At 68.2% G+C, this 21183-nt stretch carries 20 protein-coding genes; 12 read left to right on the top strand and 8 right to left on the bottom strand.

The window, feature by feature from the left end; genetic code table 11:
- Together A5760_RS27425 and A5760_RS19590 are read left to right on the top strand one after the other, a co-directional pair.
- The coding region (locus A5760_RS27425) for a hypothetical protein (RefSeq protein ID WP_231122602.1) at nt 1-76 on the top strand (76 nt) is incomplete at its 5' end.
- Between the two features lie 40 nt (nt 77-116).
- Nucleotides 117-1295, top strand: a complete 1179-nt coding sequence (locus tag A5760_RS19590) for an alpha-hydroxy-acid oxidizing protein (RefSeq protein WP_064883789.1) — start codon at nt 117-119, stop codon at nt 1293-1295.
- On the opposite strand, the gene A5760_RS19585 is transcribed toward A5760_RS19590, so the two are convergent.
- Together A5760_RS19585 and A5760_RS19580 are read right to left on the bottom strand one after the other, a co-directional pair.
- Nucleotides 1286-2827, bottom strand: a complete 1542-nt coding sequence (locus A5760_RS19585) for a DNA polymerase Y family protein (RefSeq protein WP_064883787.1) — start codon at nt 2825-2827, stop codon at nt 1286-1288. The genes A5760_RS19590 and A5760_RS19585 overlap by 10 nt on opposite strands.
- Nucleotides 2828-2872: 45 nt before the next feature.
- The gene (locus A5760_RS19580; protein WP_064883785.1) at nt 2873-3541 is read right to left on the bottom strand and encodes a hypothetical protein; all 669 of its coding nucleotides are present in this window, start codon (nt 3539-3541) and stop codon (nt 2873-2875) included.
- A gap of 253 nt (nt 3542-3794) precedes the next feature.
- Here A5760_RS19580 and A5760_RS19575 point away from each other — a divergent pair, with 253 nt between their 5' ends.
- Entirely contained in the window at nt 3795-4922 is a 1128-nt protein-coding gene (locus A5760_RS19575; protein ID WP_231122681.1) for a questin oxidase family protein, read from the top strand.
- Here A5760_RS19575 and A5760_RS19570 read toward each other — a convergent pair.
- Complete coding sequence (locus A5760_RS19570) at nt 4919-6076, bottom strand: FAD-dependent oxidoreductase (RefSeq protein ID WP_064883783.1); 1158 nt, start codon at nt 6074-6076, stop codon at nt 4919-4921. The genes A5760_RS19575 and A5760_RS19570 overlap by 4 nt on opposite strands.
- Nucleotides 6077-6115: 39 nt before the next feature.
- On the bottom strand, nt 6116-6586 hold the full coding sequence (locus A5760_RS19565) for a pyridoxamine 5'-phosphate oxidase family protein (RefSeq protein ID WP_064883781.1): 471 nt from the start codon (nt 6584-6586) through the stop codon (nt 6116-6118).
- Nucleotides 6587-6800: 214 nt separating this feature from the next.
- Here A5760_RS19565 and A5760_RS19560 point away from each other — a divergent pair, with 214 nt between their 5' ends.
- On the top strand, nt 6801-7166 hold the full coding sequence (locus A5760_RS19560) for an alcohol dehydrogenase catalytic domain-containing protein (RefSeq protein ID WP_064883779.1): 366 nt from the start codon (nt 6801-6803) through the stop codon (nt 7164-7166).
- Between the two features lie 15 nt (nt 7167-7181).
- On the opposite strand, the gene guaA is transcribed toward A5760_RS19560, so the two are convergent.
- Together guaA and A5760_RS19550 are read right to left on the bottom strand one after the other, a co-directional pair.
- Nucleotides 7182-8774, bottom strand: coding sequence for a glutamine-hydrolyzing GMP synthase (guaA, locus tag A5760_RS19555; RefSeq protein WP_196772138.1), 1593 nt, complete (start codon nt 8772-8774; stop codon nt 7182-7184).
- A gap of 45 nt (nt 8775-8819) precedes the next feature.
- Complete coding sequence (locus tag A5760_RS19550) at nt 8820-9464, bottom strand: winged helix-turn-helix transcriptional regulator (RefSeq protein ID WP_064883775.1); 645 nt, start codon at nt 9462-9464, stop codon at nt 8820-8822.
- A gap of 77 nt (nt 9465-9541) precedes the next feature.
- Between A5760_RS19550 and A5760_RS19545 the strand changes: the two genes are divergently transcribed.
- The 7 genes from A5760_RS19545 to A5760_RS19515 are packed head-to-tail and all read left to right on the top strand — an operon-like array spanning nt 9542 to nt 17874.
- Nucleotides 9542-11071: an MFS transporter gene (locus A5760_RS19545; RefSeq protein ID WP_064883773.1), complete on the top strand. Its 1530-nt coding sequence runs from the start codon at nt 9542-9544 to the stop codon at nt 11069-11071.
- Nucleotides 11068-12153 carry an NmrA family NAD(P)-binding protein gene (locus A5760_RS19540; protein WP_064883771.1) on the top strand — a complete coding sequence of 362 codons (1086 nt, stop codon included), beginning with the start codon at nt 11068-11070 and terminating at the stop codon, nt 12151-12153. The genes A5760_RS19545 and A5760_RS19540 overlap by 4 nt, the downstream gene beginning before the upstream one ends.
- Nucleotides 12153-12995, top strand: coding sequence for a class I SAM-dependent methyltransferase (locus A5760_RS19535; protein ID WP_064883768.1), 843 nt, complete (start codon nt 12153-12155; stop codon nt 12993-12995). Before A5760_RS19540 ends, A5760_RS19535 begins: the two co-directional genes overlap by 1 nt.
- Nucleotides 12992-13798 (top strand): class I SAM-dependent methyltransferase, encoded by an 807-nt coding sequence (locus tag A5760_RS19530; RefSeq protein WP_064883766.1) that lies wholly within the window; start codon nt 12992-12994, stop codon nt 13796-13798. The genes A5760_RS19535 and A5760_RS19530 overlap by 4 nt, the downstream gene beginning before the upstream one ends.
- A gap of 4 nt (nt 13799-13802) precedes the next feature.
- A complete protein-coding gene (locus tag A5760_RS19525; RefSeq protein WP_064883764.1) occupies nt 13803-14684 on the top strand; it encodes an alpha/beta fold hydrolase in 882 nt (293 codons plus the stop codon).
- A gap of 23 nt (nt 14685-14707) precedes the next feature.
- Nucleotides 14708-15496, top strand: a complete 789-nt coding sequence (locus A5760_RS19520) for a beta-phosphoglucomutase family hydrolase (protein ID WP_064883762.1) — start codon at nt 14708-14710, stop codon at nt 15494-15496.
- A complete protein-coding gene (locus A5760_RS19515) occupies nt 15493-17874 on the top strand; it encodes a glycoside hydrolase family 65 protein (protein ID WP_064883760.1) in 2382 nt (793 codons plus the stop codon). Before A5760_RS19520 ends, A5760_RS19515 begins: the two co-directional genes overlap by 4 nt.
- Here A5760_RS19515 and A5760_RS19510 read toward each other — a convergent pair.
- Nucleotides 17868-18443: a TetR/AcrR family transcriptional regulator gene (locus A5760_RS19510; RefSeq protein WP_064883758.1), complete on the bottom strand. Its 576-nt coding sequence runs from the start codon at nt 18441-18443 to the stop codon at nt 17868-17870. The two genes, A5760_RS19515 and A5760_RS19510, sit on opposite strands and share 7 nt — an antisense overlap.
- Before the next feature lie 61 nt (nt 18444-18504).
- On the opposite strand from A5760_RS19510, the gene A5760_RS19505 reads away from it, so the two are divergent.
- On the top strand, nt 18505-19407 hold the full coding sequence (locus A5760_RS19505) for a TauD/TfdA dioxygenase family protein (protein ID WP_064883756.1): 903 nt from the start codon (nt 18505-18507) through the stop codon (nt 19405-19407).
- Here the strand turns inward: A5760_RS19505 and A5760_RS19500 are convergent.
- Nucleotides 19404-21140 carry a GMC family oxidoreductase N-terminal domain-containing protein gene (locus tag A5760_RS19500; RefSeq protein WP_064883754.1) on the bottom strand — a complete coding sequence of 579 codons (1737 nt, stop codon included), beginning with the start codon at nt 21138-21140 and terminating at the stop codon, nt 19404-19406. The genes A5760_RS19505 and A5760_RS19500 overlap by 4 nt on opposite strands.
- Nucleotides 21141-21183: the final 43 nt, after the last annotated feature.

Genomic DNA, 21183 nt, shown 5'->3' with positions numbered 1-21183 from the left:
CAACTACGAGTACGCGATCAACAACTCGTTCGGCTTCGGCGGACACAACGTGGCCATCGCCTTCGGGCGGTACTGAAACTCGTTTGGTGGGCGGAGCGCGGGGTAAAGCCCCGACTATGGCCTTCGCCGAGTATCAAAACGAGCTGTATGACCAGTCGCTGCACGGCAATCAGCCGCAGTACCCGATCAGGTTCGAGGAGCTGGAGAAGAAGGCCTCGGCGGCGATGACGCCGAAGGTGCTGGGCTACGTGGCCGGCGGCGCCGGCGACGAACACACTCAGCGCGCCAACTGCGAGGCGTTCAAGCGCTGGGGCTTGTACCCGCGGATGGGGATCGCCCCCGAGCAGCGGGACATGTCGGTCGAGCTGTTCGGCATCAGGTTCGGATCCCCGATCTTCATGGCGCCCATCGGCGTCATCGGCGTGTGCGACCCGGACGGGCACGGGGACATGCTGTGCGCGCGGGCCTCGGTCCGCACGGGTGTGCCATTTTTCGTCGGGACACTGTCGGCCGACCCGATGGAAGACCTCGCCGCCGAGCTCGGTGATACCCCGGCGTTCTTCCAGCTGTACACGCCGCCGGACCGCAAGATGGCCGCCAGCCTGGTGCACCGCGCCGAGGCGGCCGGCTTCAAGGGCATCGCCGTCACCCTCGACACGTGGGTCACCGGCTGGCGCCCCCGCGACCTGAAGGGCGGGAACTACCCGCAGGTGCCCAGTGGCTGCCTGGCCAACTACACCAGCGATCCGGTTTTTCGCGCCAACCTGAGCCGCGGCGAAGACGCCACCGAGGCGGCGGTGCGCAAGCTGCCGATCTTCGGCGGGCCGTTCCGGTGGTCGGACCTGGAATGGCTGCGGTCCGAGACCAGCCTGCCGCTGATGGTCAAGGGCATCTGCCATCCCGACGACGTTCGCCGCGCCAAAGACATTGGGGTGGACGGCATTTACTGCTCCAACCACGGCGGAAGGCAAGCCAACGGCGGGCTGCCCTGCCTGGATTGCCTGCCCGCGGTGATCGAGGCCGCCGGCGGGATGCCGGTGCTGTTCGACTCGGGAGTGCGCGGCGGCGCCGACGTCATCAAAGCGCTCGCGCTGGGCGCGACCGCCGTGGGGATCGGCCGCCCCTACGCCTACGGGCTGGCCGTCGGTGGCGTGGACGGCATCGTGCACGTGCTGCGCTCGCTGCTGGCCGAAGCGGACCTGATCATGGCCGTGGACGGATACCCCTCGCTCAAGGACCTGACCCCCGACGCGCTGCAGCGCGTCGAATACGCTGTAGCGCAAGACTATTCGTAACTCCCCTCCACATACCAGCGTCGCTGGCGATAGCACAGCAGCAGCGCACGCTCGCTCTCCAGCAACACCTGGGCACGGGCGGTGCGGCCCTTACTCAATTCGGGATCCCACCATCGCTCGTCGACCGGCCAGGGCCCGGACCACCAGCACAACCGCTCGTCGCGGCCGTGGGCGATCATGCGCGCGGGGTCGGCGGAGAACAGCCCCCGAATGGTCACCCGTATCGGGTTTCCTTGGGCGTCAAGCAGTTCCACCGGGTCGTCCAGAAGCACCGCCGGTGACGGCTCGGGCAGCCGGCCGGGCCACGGCGGATCGGGATCGGCCCGCGGTACCGGCTCGTCGCCGAGTGGGATCAGCGTGATGCGCTCGGCCGGGCCGCGCCCGCCGGACAGCACCGGCACGCGCACCGCCTCCGGGCCGAGCAGGCCCTGCACCCGCACCAGCGCCCGGCGGGCCCGCAGCCTGTCCTCCTCGCCCAGGCCGCCCCAGAGCGGCAACTGCAGCGCCTCGGCGGACACCACCTCCACCGCGCCCAGCCGCAACTGCGTCACCGCGGCCGTGGGACGGGGATTGTGCGCGGTGCGGCTGCTCAACCATCCGTCCAGTTGCCAGCGCACCCGGTCGGCGGTGGCGTCCTCGGTCAACGGCTCGGCGCACCGCCACACCCGGTGCAGTTCTTCGCCGTTGGCGGTGACGGCGTGGATGGCCAGCCGGGTGCATCCCACGCCGGCGGCCATCAGGGTCTGATGCAGCCTGGCGGCCAGTGAGCGCCCGGCGAACGCCGCGGCATCGACCCGGTCGATCGGCGGATCGCAGTCCAGCACGGCCTCGAGTTCGGCCGGCGGCTCCCGGCCGGACGGCGGCCGCTCGGGTTCGCCGCGGGCCAACCGGTGCGCGGTCACCCCGTCGGCGCCGAACCGGGAAGCCACGTCGCTGCGCGACAGCGCGGCGAACTGCCCGATGGTGCGAATCCCCATCCGCCACAACAGGTCCGTCAGCTCTTCACGGCCGGCGCCGGACAGGCTCGGCTCGGTGGCAAGTTGCCGGATGGACAGCACCGACAAAAACTTCGCGTCACCCCCGGGCTCGATGACACGGCCCGCCCGCGCCGCGAAGACCGCGGTGGACAGCTGGTCGGCGACCCCGGCCTGACACTCGGCGCCGGCCACTGAACTCACGGCCACCGCATCGATCAGCCGTTCCGCGGCGGTGGCCTCGGACCCGAAATAACGGGCCGCCCCGCGCACCGGCAACACCAGGAGCCCGGGCCGTAGCACCTCGGCGCGGGGCACCAGGTCGTCCACCGCGGCGATCACCGCCTCGAAGAAGCGGGCGTCGCGGTCCGCGTCGGCGGTGGCGACGTGCAGTTGCGGACACCGGGCCGCCGCCTCCCGGCGTCGCAGTCCCCGCCGCACACCCGCCGCGCGGGCCGCCGACGAGCAGGCGATCACCCGGTTGGCCAGCGTGACCGCGATCGGAGCGGTCGCGGACAGGCCCGCGGCCGTCGCCGCCGCGACCGCGGGCCAATCCATGCACCAGATTGCCAAAACCCGGGAATCGGACGGGGACAACGGAATTCACCCGGCTCGCGCCGGAGTCATCACGCGTCGTCCCGCGCACGTCCCGCTGACCTGCAGCCGCACCCCGCCGATCCGGCCGAATCCGGGGCGGCCGTCCGCGGTGATGTCATAGCCACAGACCCGGGCGGCAAGGCGCGTCGGCGCCCCCTGCCAATCGCCGCCGGTGACCAGCAGGGTGCAGCCCTTGTTCCGGGCGCGGGCCACCACCGCCCTCGCCCGGCTGGGCGGCACCCGGCACCCGCCCAGCCCCAGGACCACCAGGTCCATGCCGTCGACGAGCACGGCGGCCACCTCCACCGGATCGGTGCCGGGATCCGGTATCACCGCGAGCCGGCTCAGGTCCGCCCCCATCTCCGCGGCGGCCAGCAGCCCGATGTCCGGCTGGCCGACGATTGCGGCGTTGCCACCGGCCGCCGTGACCGCGGCCACCATGCTCAACAGCAGCGACCGGGCACCCGAGAGCACCGCGACCGTTCCCCGCGGCACCGGGGCGGGCAGCAGGTCGGCCAGCCACGGCGGGAGTGCCAGCTGGGCCTCCGAGTCCGGCAGCAGGTCCCCGGCGGGCGCGGCCTTTCCTGATGTCTTACCGGGCACCGCCGCCATCTTGCGGCGCAGGGATTCGAGCAGTTCGAAGCGATCCTGGTCGGAGACGACAGCCGCCGTCATACATGCCTCCTACCAGCGCTTACTCAGATATGTTCGAAAGTTTGTTCGATTCATTCTGGAGTAAACACCTGCCCTCCGACAACCGTCAAGCAACGCAAGAGGCAGCGTTATGCGATCGATGCTGCTGTGGCTGATGGTGCTTTTTTTGCGGCACTTCCGGCGCCGAGCTGAGCTCCGCATTTTGTTCTTTGAGCCGTGCCCCAAGGCACCTACTCTCGAATGAAGGGCACACACTCAGCTCCGAGGAGGCAAGGTGCCCAACAACAACGTCTACGCAAACGCAATGGGCGAGGCCTACGAACGCCTCGCGGGACTCGGGTACGAGCGCGGCGAGATGGAGTTCGCCAGCCACGGGCCCATGGCCGCAGAAGCCTTGGCCACACTGGGTTTTGGCGACCAGGTCCCCTCGTGGGTGGAGGACTACAAGCGCGCCGTCGCCCATCATGATCCACCCGAACCACGGTTTCGCCTGGACGCCTCCGACGAGGGGTCATGGCATGCGGCGCTTGGCCGATTCGAGCGCGTGGGCGATTGGGAGGAATTGTTCGCCCGCGAGCTCGCGGACCGGCCGTGGCGTGATGTGCTGAGCACATGGTGGCCACGCCTGCTGCCCGGGCTGATGGCCGCATTGACTCATGGGCTCATCCGCACCGCACACGCGGTGCGCTGCATGGCGGCGACCGATAGTCCGGAAAACCTTGCGCTGCAGGAACTGTCGCGGGGAATGGCATACTGGGCGGCCCGGTATCGACCACTGCCCGGCCGGGTCGAGCTGACCGGCGAGCAGACCGTTGCCGGTGCGGTGGCGGCGCTGGCGCGCATCGGGCGCGAAGCGGCGCCACCCGGCGGTCAGCGTCTCGCAAGCCTGCAAGACACCCCCGGCTTCGCCGCGGCGCTCACCGGGTTGCGTCCGCTCGATGCGGGTCGGCGGCTCAGCGAGATGACCACCACCTTCGCCGGGGTGAACATGTCGCATCCGGACGGCCCGGCCGTACCGCTCATTCACGGTGTGACGGCACCCGCCGCCATGCGGATCGCTCTGGCTCACCTTCCCCGCGATCTGCATGCGATGTCGATCGCCGCGATGTGGCACGTCCACGTGGCCCTGCTGCTCATGTTCACCAACGACACCGGCACCGAGGCGCAAAGCCTTGCCGACGCCTCCGATTCCGCGCTGCCGTCGTGGCAGGAGCTCTTCGAACGCGCCATCGTGCACGGTGACGAGCACGTCATCAAATTCACCGAAGCCTGCTACCGGGAAAACGCCATCCAACCCGACCCGCGGTTCGCCGCCGCGGTGCAGGCCGCGCAGCGGCGAATCCCGCCCCGCGCCCTCGGTGGCGGCGCGGGGACCGTGCAGCCGCCGAAAAAGGCTTCTTAGCCAACGCTTTCGCGATCGCGGTAGACCAATCCGCTGAGGCGCCAAGCGATAGCGTTGCGAACCGCGGGAATGGTGGCCGCGAGCCGCATCGCCGCGTTGCGGGCCGGACGCGCCGCGCGGGGCGTAGTTGCCAGACGGGTGAGCCGATCGGTGAAGGCGACCACCTGTTTAGCGATCGGCCGGCGGGACTTGCTGTAGGAATCCAACAGCGTGTCGGGCCCGCCCGCGAGCACGCGGGCCAGCACTTCGGCCAGTCCAGCGGCGTCTTGGATGCCCAGGTTCATGCCCTGACCGCCGGCGGGGCTGTGCACGTGGGCCGAATCACCCGCCAGCAGCACCCGGCCGGCCCGATACGTATCCGCGACGCGGTGATGGATCCGAAAGTGCGAGCCCCACAACACATCCGAGACGACGAGCTGGCCCGGCCCGACACCGCGAGTGTCCAGCAGCTCCTGGGCGAATTCGGCCGTTGGCTCCTCGGGCGGCTCCTCGACCGGGGCGACGATCCGGTGGATCCCGCCGGGCAGCGGCACCACGACGAGCAGCCCGGCGCCGGCGAAGAACAGCACGATCTCCTCGGTGGGGGCGTCGCCGTCCAACCTGATATCGGCGAGCGCGAACGACTCCTGGTATTCGCCGCCGTGAAACCCGATGTGGGAGTTCTCTCGAGCGGCGCTGTGCATGCCGTCCGCGCCGATCACGAAACGTGCCGTTATCGGCTCACCGTCGTCGAAGTTGGCGACCACCGCGTCGGCGCTCTGCTCGATGCCGGTCAGGGTCTTTGGCCGCAACACCTCCGCCCCGAGGTCGGTCGCCCGGTCGAGCAGCACCCGTTCGGTATCGGCTTGCGAAATGGTCAGCGTGTACGGATAGTTCGTCGGCAGGCCGCTGAAGTCGATCGACATCAGGGTGCGCCTGCGGTCTCGGATCGAGAAGCGTGGTGCGTGAATGCCCTGCTCGGCCAGCCGCTTGCCGACGTCCACCCCTTCCAGGACCTCGAGCGTGCGGGCTGCCACCGCCACCGCCCGAGATGTATTGGCTCCGGCGGCCAGCGAGTCAACCACCGTGGTGGCCACCCCGTGGCCGGCCAGCGACGCGGCCGCGGTCAGGCCCGTCGGCCCGGCGCCGACCACGAGTACATCGGTCGTCGTCATTCAAAATCCCTCCTCTGTCATGTGGCGACTTACCGATCGTCAGGAAGGGGCCCGGCCACCCAACCGGTACGCCTCGGACCAGGAACGCACCAAAGTGTCCTCATCGGCGTGCCCGAACGTATACGCCGGCGAGTTCACCGGGAGTGCACGGTCAACCCGGATCACCACGGCCTCGTTGCACGGATATTCCGGCCCGTGGGTGTCCAATACCCACTGCCGGGCCCACTCGTAGGCCGCGTCCCCCGCCCGGCTGAACGTCGCGGTTCCCTTGAACCGGTAGCCACGGCGCTTGCGGAAGTCGACCACGTTGACTTCCACCCGCGGGTCACGCCGCAGGTTGGCCATTGTGTTCGGCGATGCCATGTCCATGAAGATGAGGTGCTGGTCGTCGTAAACCAGGATCGAACCCTTCGGTGAGATATTCGGTGAGCCGTCCTCGCACACCGTCGCGACGAAACCGAGCTTCGCGCTGTCGACGATGCTTCGCATGTCCTCGGTGATCGCTGTCATTTCACCTCCCCAGACTGCAAGTGGAAAGCCTCGGCTCCCGCCTTTCGCCAGCATAGCCGTGGCTGCAATAGTCGCACGATTCCGATGATATTCTTGAAAAGTTCTCTGCTGCAAAGCTTTTCACAATCGCCTGTGCCTCAATGCTCGGCTTTCCGGTGTCCAGGCGTTCGCGCGTTGCGTTTTGCGCGCGCTGGGCGCGGGGCACTCCGGCGGTATGCAAGCGTCTACCGAGCCCGATATCGACTTGCCGGCCACCATGGCGGCGTCATACATCACCGAGTTGGGGCCGGCCGAAGCCATTCACGTCGGGGAACTGCCGGTACCGATGTCGGGTCCGACCGATGTGCTGGTCTCGGTTGAAGCGGTGGTGGTCAATCCGGTGGACACGTTCATCCGCGCCGGCCGGTACCAGACCGTGACCCCGTTCCCCTTCATCGTCGGCCGTGACCTGGTGGGCACCGTGTTCCATGCACCGACCGGAACCGGTTTCACGACCGGCGAGCACGTCTGGTGCAACAGCCTCGGCCACGACGGCCGCCAGGGATCGTTCGCCCAATTCGATCCCCCGCTATCGCGGTAGCAAAACCGTGGTCCGCTACTCCCATTCGATGGTGCCGGGCGGTTTGCTGGTGATGTCCAGCACCACGCGGTTGACCTCGGCCACCTCGTTGGTGATGCGGGTCGAGATGCGCTCCAGCACCTCGTAGGGAACCCGGGTCCAGTCGGCGGTCATGGCATCCTCACTGGTCACCGGCCGCAGCACGATCGGGTGCCCGTAGGTGCGGTTGTCGCCCTGCACGCCGACCGAACGGACCTCGCCCAGCAGCACCACCGGGCACTGCCAGATCAGGGCGTCCAGGCCCGCCGCGGTCAGCTCCTCGCGGGCGATCGAGTCCGCACGACGCAGGGTGTCCAACCGCGGCGCGGTGACCTCGCCGACGATCCGGATCCCCAGGCCGGGGCCCGGAAAGGGTTGGCGCGCAACGATTTCCTCCGGTAGTCCCAGCTCGCGCCCGACCGCGCGGACTTCGTCCTTGAACAGCAGTCGCAGGGGCTCGACGAGTTTGAACTTCAGGTCGTCGGGCAGGCCGCCGACGTTGTGGTGGCTCTTGATGTTCGCGGTGCCCGTGCCGCCGCCGGACTCCACCACGTCCGGATACAGCGTGCCCTGCACCAGGAAATCGACGTGAGAATCCCCGTCTCCCACAATGTCTCGCACCGCGCCCTCGAAGGCCCGGATGAACTGGCGGCCGATGATCTTGCGCTTGCCCTCGGGATTGCTCACGCCCGCGAGCGCGTCCAGGAAGGTGTCGGCCGCGTCGACGGTGACCAGGTGGGCGCCGGTGGCGGCCACGAAGTCGCGTTGCACCTGTGCGCGCTCCCCGGCGCGAAGCAGCCCGTGGTCGACGAAGACACAGGTCAACCGGTCACCGATGGCCCGCTGCACCAGTGCGGCGGCCACCGCGGAATCCACGCCGCCGGACAGTCCGCAGATCGCCCGGCCGTCACCGATCTGGGCGCGCACCTGCTCGATCAGCACGCCGGCGATGTTGGCCGCGGTCCAGTCCGCGCCCAGCCCGGCGAAGTCGTGCAGGAATCGGCTGAGCACCTGCTGCCCGTGCGGGGTGTGCATGACCTCCGGGTGGTACTGCACACCGGCCAGGCGGCGCTGCCGGTTCTCGAAGCCGGCCACCGCAGCACCGGAGCTGCTGGCCACCACCTCGAACCCGTCCGGTGCCGCCGTGACCGCGTCGCCGTGGCTCATCCATACCGGTTGCGAACTCGGCAGTCCCGAATGCAATTCGCCGCCAATCACTTTCAGTTCGGTACGGCCGTACTCACTGGTGCCGGTGTGGGCGACGGTCCCGCCCAGCGCCTGCGCCATGGCCTGAAACCCGTAACAGATGCCGAACACCGGCACCCCGAGATCGAACAGCGCCGGATCGATCTGGGGCGCGCCGTCGGCGTACACACTGGACGGCCCTCCGGACAGCACCAGCGCCAGCGGGTCGCGGGCCTTGATCTCCTCGACCGTGGTGGTGTGCGGGATCACCTCGGAGAACACCCGCGCCTCGCGGACGCGACGGGCGATCAGCTGCGCATACTGCGCGCCGAAGTCCACGACGAGCACCGGTCGGGCCGGCGTTCCGGACGCATCGGTTTCAAGAGTTTCGGTGGGGTCGGCCACGCAGGCGAGTCTAGTGGCTGCCCGCGTCTCCTCCGCCCCGCAGGGCTACAGCGCAAACACGTGACGCATTGTGTCGACGGCATCCGGGTCGCCGTCGAACTCGATGCGGCGTAGCGCTGCCTTACGCTTGACTTCGCTTGCCCCCAGCCGGGCGGTGACGAGGTCGGCCGCGCTGGCGGTCAGAGTCACCGAAGGCTCGCCGCGAGCGGCCGCGAGGCGGCCTTGCGTTACCGCGAACTCGAAACGGCGGCCGTCGATCTCGACGCGATACGTCGTCTCCACGCCCGCTGCGTTAGCGGCGTTGCCGCCCAGCAGTATTCCCGCGAGGAACCCGTTCAACGGCGACACCGGGCCGTCCTCGACCGGGTCCAGTCGGTCCAGCCCGAACCACGCAATGCTGTGCAGGATCGGCAGAACCCGCTGCCAGCCCAGGTCGCTGAGGGTGTACACGGTACGCCCGATGGGGGCCGGCAGGTCGTTCCGGTCGACGAGCCCGGCCTCTTGTAGTTCTTTGAGCCGCTCGGCGAGCAGATTGGTTGCGATCCCGGGCAGCGCGTCGCGCAGGTCGCCGTAGCGGCGGGCTCCTCCGACCAGCTCTCGCAGGATCAGCAGGGTCCACCGCTCACCCAGGACATCGAGCCCGCGGGCGATTGGACAGTTCTGGTTGTAGTTCCTGCGGGACGCCACCATGCCAGCCTACCTGGACAAAGACATTTTTTTCAACTCTTTACTTGATTTGTTTGTCTTCTAGATTTACTGTCTTGTCCATGCGCACCGAACCAGCGTTCCGGAATCACCCCGTTGCCGCGCTCGCCGTCATCTGCCTCGGCGTCTTCGTGATCAGCGTCGACGCCACCATCGTCAACGTCGCGCTGCCCACGCTGTCGCGTGAACTCGGCGCCGACACCGCGCAACTGCAATGGATCGTCGATGCCTACACCCTGGTGATGTCCGGCCTGCTGCTCTCGGCGGGCAGCCTGTCCGATCGCTACGGCAGGCGAGGCTGGCTGAATTCCGGGCTCGCGCTGTTCGCCATCACATCTGCGGTTGCGGCACAGATGAATTCGGCGGATGCGCTGATCGCGGCGCGCGCGGCCATGGGAGTGGGCGCGGCGGTGATATTCCCGACCACCCTGGGACTGATCACCAACATCTTCACCGATCCGGTGCCGCGCGCCAAGGCAATAGGGCTGTGGGCGGCCATGGTTGGCGTCGGGGTGGCCGTGGGGCCGATCAGCGGCGGATGGCTCCTCGAACACTTCTGGTGGGGCTCGATCTTCATGGTGAACATTCCGGTCGCGGCGCTGGCCATCATCGGCGCCGTGTTGTTCGTTCCGAGCTCGCGCGACCCCGCGGCGCCCCGCGTCGACGTCCCCGGCTTGATCCTGTCCGCAACCGGGATCACCACGCTCGTCTACACGGTCATCGAGGCGCCCACCTGGGGATGGACCGACGGCCGGACCATGGCCGGATTCTCCCTCGCCGCTATCGTTCTCGCCCTGTTTGCGCGCTGGGAACGGCTCAGTACCCACCCCATGCTGGACGTGTCGGTCTTTTTGAACCGCCGGTTCTCCGGCGGCAGCCTGGCGGTGACGGCGGGGTTCCTGACGCTGTTCGGCTTCATCTTCGTCATCACCCAGTACTTCCAATTCATCAAGGACTACACGGCGTTTCAAGCCGGCGTGCGACTGCTGCCGGTCGCCGCCTCGATCGCGCTGGCCAGCATCCTGGGACCCCGGCTGGTGGAACGGATCGGCACCACCGCCGTCGTCGCCACGGGCCTGGCCGTGTTCGCGGCCGGTCTGGCGTGGGCGTCCACGGCCGATGCGGCAACGCCCTATATCCAGATCGCCACACAGATGCTGCTACTCGGCGGCGGCCTCGGCCTGACCTTTTCGCCGGCCACCGAGGCGATCATGGGATCGCTGTCCGCCGACAAAGCGGGCGTCGGCTCGGCTGTCAACGACACCACTCGCGAACTCGGCGGCACGCTCGGAGTGGCCATCGCCGGCAGCATCTTCGCCTCGGTGTACTCGGGCCACCTCAGTGCAACCGCGCTGACCGGATTGCCCGCCGATGCCATGCGTCATTCGATGGCACTGGCGCACACAGTGATTCAGCAGCTACCCGCGCAGCAAGCGGGGCATGTGCGCGCCACGGTCGATCGCGCGTTCCTGGACGGGATGCAGGTCAGCTCGCTGGTGTGCGCGGGCATCGCGCTGGGCGCGGCGATCGTCGTCGGCTGGCTTCTCCCGGCCAGGGAACCGGCGCGTCAACAGGAAAGGACACTCCGATGAGTAGTCGAGTATTGGTCACCGGCGCCACGGGCAAGATCGGCGGGGCGGTCGCCGCCCAACTGCTGGAAAGAGGCGTCACGACCAGAGCCATGGTGCACCGCGAGGACGCGCGCAGCGCCCGGTTGCGGAAGATGGGCGCCGAAGTCGTCATCGCCGATATGTTTGACATCCAACAAGTTACGGGCGCGATGGCCGACGTCGACCGGTTGTACTTCAACCCGCCCTACCACCCGCATGCGCTCGACAGCGCGGTTGCCTTCGCCGTGGCCGCACGGCGCGCCGGCGTGGAAGCGGTGGTGGCGCTTGGCCAATGGTTGGCCAGCCCGGAGCATCCATCGCTGATGACGAGGCAGGCCTGGCTGACCGACAAGTTGTTTGAGCTGCTGCCCGACACGGCGCATGTGGCCGTCGATCCGGGCTACTTCGCCGACAACTACCTGCAGCTGGTCCCCCTGGCCGCCCAGCTGGGAGTGTTGCCGACGCCGACCGGGGCGGGCCGAAACGCGCCGCCCTCCAACGAAGACATCGCGCGGGTTGCCGTCGGCGCGCTGCTCGACCCGCATCGTCACGACGGTCGCGCCTACCGTCCGACCGGACCAAAGATGTTGTCCGGCAGCGAGATCGCCGACGCGGTCGGCGAGGCGCTGGGCCGGCGCGTGCGCCACATCGACATTCCGCCATGGATGTTCATGCGCGCCGTGCGAGTCAACGCCAAACGCCTCGGCGCCGACCTCTTCTTCCAATCCAGCCTGCGTCATTACCTGCCGGAGTACGCGCTGGGCGCTTGGGAGGTGGGCGGCCCCACGACGCACGTTCGTGACGTCGCAGGCGTCGACCCTGAGGACTTCGTGACGATCGCGCGCCGCTATGTCACGGGCCCGCAAGCACGCCGGACCCCCGCCAATTTCATCCGCGCAACGTGGGACTTCCTGCTCACCGGACTCGTGCCGATGCACCGACTGGACAAGTTCGACCGCCTCCAACAGCATCCGCAGCCGGCAAATCCCAGGTTCTCTGCCCAGTCCCCGGTGTGGCGAAATGCGCACACCGCGGCGGCCCAACCGGAAAGGGCGACAGCGTGATGAACACGACACCATCTTCCGCCTCGAGCGGTAGCACCTATCTCCTCGGTCACGCCGACGCGGAAGTGCAGCGGCTGCTCCTACAGGCCAGGCTGTATGACGACTACACCGAGCACGCGCTGCGGCTCGCCGGGCTACGCCCGGGCATGCGGGTGCTCGACATCGGCAGCGGTCCCGGTGACGTGTCGTTCGTCGCCGCCCGCCTGGTCGGCCCGTCGGGAAGCGTGCTGGGGGTGGACGCCGCGCCCGAAATGATCGAGCTGGCCCGCGCCCGCGCTGACGAAATGGGCTTGACCGGCGTGCATTTCATGCACTCCGCTATCGACGCGATCACGCTGGACGAACCCGTGGACGCCGTCATCGGCCGGCTGATCCTGATGCACCTGCCCGACCCCGCGGCCACGCTGCGCCACCTCAGCTCGTTCGTGAGCCCCGGCGGCATCCTCGCATTCTCCGAGAACGACATCACCGGTGCGCACGGCGTTCCGGACTCGCCGCTGTTCCGGCGGGTGACGGGGGGGATCGTTCGCGCCTTCGAGGCCATGGGGCTCAGCCCGCGGTTCGGCACCACGCTGCACACGATCTTCACCGACGCCGGCCTGGGCGCGCCACGGCTGACCCTCGGCACGCCGATCGGCACGGCCGCCGACACCGACGTCCTGGCCTACCTCGCGGAAGTCTGGCGGCTGGTGTCCCCCATCGCCGAACAAGGGGGCTTCGCCATCGACGAGCTCGCCGACATCGACGAGTTCGTGCCGCGATTCCGTCGGGAGGCGCAGGCGGTCAACGCCCTCATCGCGATGCCTCCCATCATCACCGCATGGGCTCAGGTGCAGAAATGAACGACACGATCCAAACCCAGTACTCGACCGGCCTGTCGCGGCGAAACATCGAGCGGGCGCTGGTCGCCGCCGGGAAAGACCTCGACCACCTTCAACCCGCCGACCTGGCCCCGCTGGAGGACTTCCACACCATGGGCCGCTTCGCCACCGCCCAGTTGCTGGAGTTGGCCGGAATCACCGGCGAAAGCCGGGTTCTCGACGCGGGTAGCGGGATCGGCGGCACCGCTCGCTACCTCGCCGATCACTACGGCTGCGCGGTCGCCGCCGTCGATCTCACCGCCGAGTACTGCGACACGCACCGCTGGCTCAATCGACTTGTCGGGCTGGGCGATTCGATCACCGTCCAGCAGGGCGACGTCACCGCATTACCGCTCCCCCACGGCTCCGTCGACGTGGTGGTCAGTCAGCACGTGCAGATGAACGTGGCCGACAAGGTCCGGCTGTACTCCGAAGCGCGCCGGGTATTGAAAGATGGCGGACGGCTTGCGCTGTGGGACCTCACAATTGGCAGCGGTCGCACGCTCAACTTCCCGCTGCCCTGGGCAGACACACCCGCCAACAGCCACCTCGTGTTCCCCGGCGAGCTGCGCGCTCTGGTCACATCCGCCGGGTTCGCGGTGCGGCACTGGAATGACCTCACCGACGAGGCGGCCGTGTTGATGGAAGCGCTGCTGGCACAGCCCGCCAATCCACTCGGACTGCACGCGTTCGTCACCGACTTCGAACGGAAGGCCGAGAACCTCACCCGGGCGCTGGCCGATGGTCGACTTCGAGCGATCCAGGCCGTCGTAAGCCGAGGCTAATACCATGTTGCGCAACGAATTTCCAGACCGGCACTACACGATGACATGGAGCGGCGGCCGCGGTGACGTCAAATGTTTCCGCCGGTTCGACGGCTCGCGGCTGCGCTATTTCACGGCGGGCACCGGACCACCGCTCGTCCTGCTCCACACCGTGCGCACCCAGCTTGACTATTTCCAGCGGGTGGTTCCCGCACTCTGGGACGAGTTCACCGTCTACGCCCTCGATCTGCCCGGGATGGGATGGTCCGACATCGTCGGGGGCGCGCGCTACGGCGAGCCCGAACTGCGCGGGGCCGTATTCGAATTCATCAACGCGCTCGGGCTGCGCGACGTCACGTTGGTGGGCGAATCGATGGGGGCCGCGATTGCGCTGCACGCTTCCATCGAACTTGCCGGCAACCTGCGCAGGGTGATCGCCTTCAACCCCTACGACTATCCGAGCGGGCTGGAACGCGGCAACTGGTTCGCCCGTCTGATCGGAACGGGTATGCGGTTGCCCGGCTCCGGGCCGATCTTCGCCCGGCTGGAAAGCCGCCCCATCCTCAAAGGCGTGCTGGCCGGCGGCTTCGCCGACCGGGGCGCGCTACCCAAGGACTTCCTCACAGAGTTGCGTCGCAGCGGCCGCCGGCGCGGTTACCCCACGGTGAACCGGGCCATCGTGCGCAGCCTCAACGGCTTCGTCGACGCACGAAGCCGCTATGCCCGGATCGAGGTGCCCGTCACGCTGGTTTACAGCGAGCACGATTGGTCGCGTCCGCCCGACCGCGATCACGTCGCCCGCCAACTCGCTGTCGACGCCCTCACGATTCCCGGCGCGGGTCACTTCTCGGCCCTCGAGCGCCCAACCGAGATGGTCCGCGTCATCCGGCGCAGCAATGGGCGGTGATCGCTGGCGGCGCGGAGGCGAGCATGGTGGAGTGGATACCGCCCGACCCCGACACCAGAGAGCGAGTACCCGTGCTGGGTCTGCCCGAGAATGTGCGTGCCTGCCTGTTCGACCTCGACGGCGTGCTCACCGACACCGCCAGTGTGCACACCAAAGCCTGGAAGGCCATGTTCGACGCCTATTTGTCGGACCGGGCCAAGCGCACCGGCGATAAGTTCGTTCCCTTCGACGAGGCCGCCGACTACCGCAGATACGTCGACGGCAAGAAGCGCGAGGACGGCGTCCGCTCGTTCTTGGAGAGCCGCGACATCCACCTGCCCGACGGCAGCCCCGACGATCCCGACGGGGCCGAGACCGTGTACGGCCTGGGCAACCGCAAGAACGACATGTTCCAGAAGGTCTTGAAGGAGGACGGCGTCAAGGTGTTCGACGGGTCGCGGCGCTACCTGCAGGCGGCGTCGGCCGCGGGTCTGGGTATCGCGGTGGTGTCGTCGAGCGCCAACACCCGCGACGTCCTCGAGGTCACCGGCCTGGACCGGTTCGTGCAGAAGCGGGTGGACGGCATCACCCTGCGTGACGAACACATCGCCGGCAAGCCGGCCCCCGACTCCTACCTGCGCGGGGCGCAACTGCTCGACGTCCCCGCCGACGCAGCGGCCGTGTTCGAAGACGCCCTGTCCGGGGTGGCGGCCGGCCGGGCCGGTAACTTCGGTTTCGTGGTAGGCGTCGATCGGGTGGGCCAAGCCGAGGACTTACGCCGCAACGGCGCCGACGTGGTGGTCACCGACCTCGCCGAGCTGCTGGGCTCATGATCACCGACGAATCGTTTCCCGTTGACCCTTGGCACGTGCGCGAGACCCAGCTTGATCTCAATCTGCTGGCCCAGTCGGAATCCTTGTTCACCTTGTCCAACGGGCACATCGGGCTGCGCGGCAACCTCGACGAGGGCGAGCCGTACGGCCTGCCGGGCACCTACCTGAACTCCTTCTACGAAATACGGCCGCTGCCCTACGCCGAAGCCGGCTACGGATACCCGGAGGCGGGCCAGACGCTGGTCGACGTCACCAACGGCAAGATCATCCGGCTGCTCGTCGAGGACGAGCCGTTCGACGTCCGGTACGGCGAAGTGCTCTCGCACGAGCGGAATCTGGACCTGCGCGCCGGAACGTTGACCCGCAGGGCGCACTGGTGTTCGCCCGCGGGCAAGCAGGTCAAGGTGGTCTCCACCCGGCTGGTGTCCCTGGCCCAGCGCGGCGTCGCCGCCATCGAGTACGTGGTGGAAGCGGTCGGGGATTTCGTCCGGGTGACGGTGCAGTCCGAACTGGTCACCAACGAGGACCAGCCGCAGACCTCCGGCGACCCCCGGGTAGCGGCCATCCTGGAGAACCCGCTCGAAGAGGTCGACCACGAAAACACCGACACCGGAGCGGTTCTCATGCACCGCACGCGCAGCAGCGCGCTGATGATGGCCGCCGGCATGGATCATGAGGTCGAGGTTCCCGGGCGCGTCGAGATCAGCACCGATGCGCGCGCCGATTTGGCACGGACCACCGTGATCTGCGGGCTGCGCGAGGGACAGAAGTTACGCATCGTCAAGTACCTGGCGTACGGCTGGTCCAGCATGCGCTCGCGTCCGGCGCTGCGCGACCAGGTCGCCGCCGCGCTGCACAGCGCCCGCTACACCGGCTGGCAGGGGCTGCTGGAATCGCAACGGAAGTATCTGGACAACTTCTGGGATTGCGCGGACGTCGAGGTCGAGGGCGACCCCGAATCCCAGCAGGCCGTGCGGTTCGGGCTCTTCCACCTGCTGCAGGCCAGCGCCCGCGCCGAACGCCGCGCGATCGCCGCCAAGGGGCTCACCGGAACCGGCTATGACGGCCACGCCTTTTGGGACACCGAGGGGTACGTGCTGCCGGTGCTCAGCTATACCGCGCCGCACACGGTGGCCGATGCGCTGCGGTGGCGGGCCTCGACCCTGGACCTGGCCAAGGAGCGGGCGGCCGAACTGGGCCTGGAGGGCGCCGCGTTCCCGTGGCGGACCATTCGCGGGCAGGAGTGCTCGGCCTACTGGCCGGCCGGAACGGCGGCCTGGCACATCAACGCCGACATCGCGATGGCCTTCGAGCGCTACCGCGTCGTCACCGGGGACCACGACCTGGAAGCCGATTGCGGCCTACAGGTGCTGGTCGAGACCGCCCGGCTCTGGCTCTCGCTCGGCCATCACGACCGGCACGGCGTCTGGCACCTCGACGGTGTCACCGGCCCCGACGAATACACGGCGGTCGTGCGCGACAACGCCTTCACCAACCTGATGGCCGCCAACAACCTGCATGTCGCCGCCGACGCCTGCAACCGCCACCCCGATGTGGCCAAGGCGCTGGGGGTCACCACGGAGGAGGCGGCGGCCTGGCGCGATGCGGCCGAGGCCGCCAACATCCCGTACGACGACGGGCTGGAAGTCCATCAGCAGTGTGAGGGGTTCACCACCCTTGCGGAGTGGGACTTCCGGGAGAATCACTCCTACCCGTTGCTGCTGCACGACCCATACGTGCGCCTGTACCCCGCGCAGGTGATCAAACAGGCCGACCTGGTGCTGGCGATGCATTGGCAGAGCCACGCGTTCACACTCGAGCAGAAGGCGCGCAACGTCGACTACTACGAGCCGCGCATGGTGCGCGACTCGTCGCTGTCGGCCTGCACGCAGGCGGTGATGTGCGCCGAGGTCGGGCATCTGGAGCTGGCCCACGACTACGCCTATGAGGCCGCCCTGATCGATCTGCGCGACCTGCACCACAACACCCGCGACGGCCTACACATGGCCTCGTTGGCCGGTGCCTGGACGGCGCTGGTGTCCGGGTTCGGCGGCCTGCGCGACGACGAGGGCATCCTGTCGCTGGATCCTCAACTGCCCGATGGCATTTCGCGGCTACGGTTCCGGCTGCGGTGGCGGGACTTTCGGGTCACCGTCGACGTCAACCACGCCGATGTCACCTACACGCTGCGCGACGGTCCCGGCGGCGAGCTGAGGATCCGGCACTCCGGCGAAGAGCTCGAGCTGAGCACCGAATCAGCGACGACGGTCGCGGTGCGTCCCCGCAAGCCCCTGCTGCCGCCGCCGCACCAACCGCCCGGCCGCGAACCCCTGCACCGACGGGCGCTGTCCCGGGCCAACCTGTCCGCGGGTCACTGAGGGTCGGCGGGCCCCAGAATCCGCTGCACCTCGGCCCCGGCCGCCTCGCGGATCTCGTCGTCCGTCAGGTCTTCGATCCCGGTGGCAGAGCGCAGGATTGGCGCGAACAGCCGCCAACCGAATTGCAGGGCAAGGGCATTGGCGACGGCGAGCCGGGCCTTGACGTCGTCGTCGTACAGCGGCCGCACCCCGTCGAGCAGGGTCGCGATGTTGGGAAAGCGTTTCTGTAGCTGGCCGGCCGGATAGCCGTCGAGGACGGTACGGGCCATCACCCGCATCTGCCGGTCCAGCGAACTCTGCAGCACGGCCGCGGGCGCATCCGTGCCCAGCAGGGCGCTCAGGTTGGCGCCCAGGTGGTCGAGCACGGCGCCGACCAATTGCTCCTTGGTGCCGAAGTGGCGGAACACCAGTCCGTGGTTGACGTTGGATCGCGCGGCGATGTCGCGGATGGACGTCGCGGCCGGACCGCGCTCGGCGAACAGGTCGGTGGCGGCCTCCAGGATCGCCGCGGCCACTTCCGCACGCCCGCTGGGCGTTTTCCCGCGGTCTGTTGCGGAAGTTGTAGTCATCTGACTACACTACCAAATGTAGTCACTTGACTACACGCGGTTTGAGCCAAGGACGACGAAAATGACATGTCAGATAACCGTCACCAAACTGGGCAGCCGGATCGGCGCCCGGGTGGACGGGGTTCGCCTCGACGGCGACCTCGACGAAGACACGGTCGAGAAGATCCGCCGGGCGCTGTTGGCCCACAAGGTCATCTTCTTCCGTCACCAGCACCACCTCGACGACGAGCAGCAGCTCGCGTTCGCCAAGCTGCTGGGCACGCCCATCGGCCACCCGGCCGCCGGCGCCCTGGCCGCCAGGCACGTCCCGGTGATCACCCCGATCGACTCCGAATACGGCAAGGCGAACCGCTGGCACACCGACGTGACCTTCGCCGCCAACTATCCGGCAGCATCGATCCTGCGCGCCGTCAAGCTGCCGAGCTACGGCGGCTCGACGCTGTGGGCGTCGACCGTAGCGGCCTATCAGCACCTGCCCGAGCCGCTCAAGCCTCTGGTGGAAAATCTCTGGGCCCTACACACCAACCGCTACGACTACGTGACCGCCGAGGCGGCCCTGTCAATGAGCGACACGCAGCGGTCGTTTCGCCAGGCGTTCGAAAAGCCGGACTTTCGCACCGAGCATCCCGTGGTGCGGGTACACCCGGAGACCGGTGAGCGCACCCTGCTGGCGGGTGACTTCGTGCGCGGGTTCGTCGGCCTGGACAGTCACGAGTCCAGCGCTCTGCTGGAACTGCTGCAGCGCCGAATCACCTTGCCGGAGAACACTATTTGCTGGAACTGGGCACACGGTGATGTCGCGATCTGGGACAACCGGGCGACCCAGCACCGGGCGATCGACGACTACGACGACCAGCCCAGGCTGATGCACCGCATCACCCTGATGGGCGATGTGCCGGTCAACGTGCGCGGTGAGCGCAGCCGGGTGGTCGCCGGCGCACCGCTCCAAGTACTTGCCAGCTAGCTGGCGGAGCTGACCGGATTGATCGGCAGCCAGCGCAGCGCGCCCGGCGCCTCGGCCGGCACCACGGGCGCCTTGGGCGCGATCGGTTCCAGCCGGCGATACGGCTCGCCCTGCATCGGGCGCTGGTCGTTCTCGCCGCTGTTCGGCCACAGCGACGCGGCCCGCTCGGCCTGGGCGGTAATCGACAGCGAGGGGTTGACGCCCAGGTTCGCCGAGATGGCCGCGCCGTCCACCACGAACAGCGTCGGGTAGCCGTAGACCCGGTGGTACGGGTCGATCACCCCGTGGTCGGCGTTGTCGCCGATCACCGCGCCGCCGAGGAAGTGCGCGGTCAGCGGGATGTTGAACAGCTCGCCCCAGGTGCCACCGGCGACGCCGTCGATCTTTGCGGCGATGCGGCGGGTGACCTCGTTGCCGACCGGAATCCACGTCGGGTTGGGCTCGCCGTGGCCCTGTTTGCTGGTGTACCAGCGGATGCCCAGCTTGCCGCGTTTGGTGAAGGTGGTGATCGAGTTGTCCAGGTGCTGCATCACCAGCGCGATCATGGTGCGCTCGCTCCACTGACGGGGATTGAGCAGTCGCAGCGTGCCGCGCGGGTCCTCGCGCGCGGCCTCGATCAGCTGCTTCCAGCGGGGCACGTCGGTGCCTTCCGGGCCGTGGCCGTCGGTCATCAACGTCTGCAGCAGCCCCATCGCGTTGGAGCCCTTGCCGTAGCGGACCGGCTCGATGTGCGTGTCCGGCGTCGGGTGAATCGATGACGTGATCGCCACGCCGTGGGTCAGGTCCAGATCCGAGGAGACCTCCAGCCGCCCGGCGCCGACGATGGACTCGGAGTTGGTGCGGGTCAGCACGCCGAGGCGCTTGGACAGCCGGGGCAGCCGGCCCTGGTCGCGCATCTTGAACAGCAGGTGCTGGGTTCCCCAGGTTCCCGCGGCCAGGACCAGGTGCTTGGCGGTGTACGTACGCCGGTCGCGGCGCAGCCAGCTGCCGGTGCGCACCGTGCGAACCTCCCACACGCCGTCGGGACGCTGCTCGAAGCGCTTCACCGTGGTCATCGGAATCACCCGTGCGCCAGACGATTCCGCGAGGGCGAGGTAGTTCTTCAGCAGGGTGTTCTTGGCGCCGTAGCGGCAGCCCGTCATACAGGCCCCGCACTCCAGACAGCCGGTGCGCTCCGGTCCGACGCCGCCGAAGTACGGGTCCGGCACCGTCTTGCCCGGTGCCTTGGTGCCGTCGGGACCGAAGAACACCCCGACCGGGGTCGGCACGAACGTGTCGCCGCAGCCCATCTCGTCGGCGACCTGTTTGACCACGCGGTCGGCGTCGGTGAAGGTCGGGTTCTCCACCACACCGAGCATCCGTCGCGCCTGGTCGTAGTGCGGCATCAGCTCGTCGCGCCAGTCGGTGATGTGCTTCCATTGCGGGTCGTTGAAGAACGGATCGGGCGGCACGTACAGCGTGTTGGCGTAGTTCAGCGAGCCGCCGCCCACCCCGGCGCCGGCCAAAATCAACACGTTCTTCAGCGGGTGGATGCGCTGAATCCCGTAGCAACCCAGCTTCGGTGCCCACAAAAACTTACGCAGATCCCAGGACGTCTCGGCGAAATCCTCGTCGGCGTACCGCCGCCCGGCCTCCAATACGCCGACGCTGTAGCCCTTTTCGGTCAGCCGCAGCGCGCTGACGCTTCCCCCGAAACCCGAACCGATGATCAGTACGTCGTAATCCGGCTTCATCGCACCAGTATGGCCTTACCGGCGGGTAACGAGCCAACGGCCT

Origin of the sequence: Mycobacterium colombiense, assembly GCF_001665835.1 — a bacterium.
Classification (GTDB): domain Bacteria; phylum Actinomycetota; class Actinomycetes; order Mycobacteriales; family Mycobacteriaceae; genus Mycobacterium; species Mycobacterium colombiense_A.
This window is presented reverse-complemented; position numbering and strand designations above follow the sequence as displayed.

Coding starts and splice junctions, on each gene's coding strand:
- A5760_RS19550 (WP_064883775.1), bottom strand. CDS start 9,464: ATGGTGGCGTCCCGCAGGAACTACAACCAGAACTGTCCAATCGCCCGC.
- A5760_RS19540 (WP_064883771.1), top strand. CDS start 11,068: ATGAGTAGTCGAGTATTGGTCACCGGCGCCACGGGCAAGATCGGCGGG.
- A5760_RS19525 (WP_064883764.1), top strand. CDS start 13,803: ATGTTGCGCAACGAATTTCCAGACCGGCACTACACGATGACATGGAGC.
- A5760_RS19565 (WP_064883781.1), bottom strand. CDS start 6,586: ATGACAGCGATCACCGAGGACATGCGAAGCATCGTCGACAGCGCGAAG.
- A5760_RS19520 (WP_064883762.1), top strand. CDS start 14,708: ATGGTGGAGTGGATACCGCCCGACCCCGACACCAGAGAGCGAGTACCC.
- A5760_RS19590 (WP_064883789.1), top strand. CDS start 117: ATGGCCTTCGCCGAGTATCAAAACGAGCTGTATGACCAGTCGCTGCAC.
- A5760_RS19515 (WP_064883760.1), top strand. CDS start 15,493: ATGATCACCGACGAATCGTTTCCCGTTGACCCTTGGCACGTGCGCGAG.
- A5760_RS19505 (WP_064883756.1), top strand. CDS start 18,505: ATGACATGTCAGATAACCGTCACCAAACTGGGCAGCCGGATCGGCGCC.
- A5760_RS19500 (WP_064883754.1), bottom strand. CDS start 21,140: ATGAAGCCGGATTACGACGTACTGATCATCGGTTCGGGTTTCGGGGGA.
- A5760_RS19510 (WP_064883758.1), bottom strand. CDS start 18,443: ATGACTACAACTTCCGCAACAGACCGCGGGAAAACGCCCAGCGGGCGT.
- A5760_RS19535 (WP_064883768.1), top strand. CDS start 12,153: ATGAACACGACACCATCTTCCGCCTCGAGCGGTAGCACCTATCTCCTC.
- A5760_RS19585 (WP_064883787.1), bottom strand. CDS start 2,827: ATGGATTGGCCCGCGGTCGCGGCGGCGACGGCCGCGGGCCTGTCCGCG.
- A5760_RS19580 (WP_064883785.1), bottom strand. CDS start 3,541: ATGACGGCGGCTGTCGTCTCCGACCAGGATCGCTTCGAACTGCTCGAA.
- A5760_RS19530 (WP_064883766.1), top strand. CDS start 12,992: ATGAACGACACGATCCAAACCCAGTACTCGACCGGCCTGTCGCGGCGA.
- A5760_RS19570 (WP_064883783.1), bottom strand. CDS start 6,076: ATGACGACGACCGATGTACTCGTGGTCGGCGCCGGGCCGACGGGCCTG.
- A5760_RS19560 (WP_064883779.1), top strand. CDS start 6,801: ATGCAAGCGTCTACCGAGCCCGATATCGACTTGCCGGCCACCATGGCG.
- A5760_RS19545 (WP_064883773.1), top strand. CDS start 9,542: ATGCGCACCGAACCAGCGTTCCGGAATCACCCCGTTGCCGCGCTCGCC.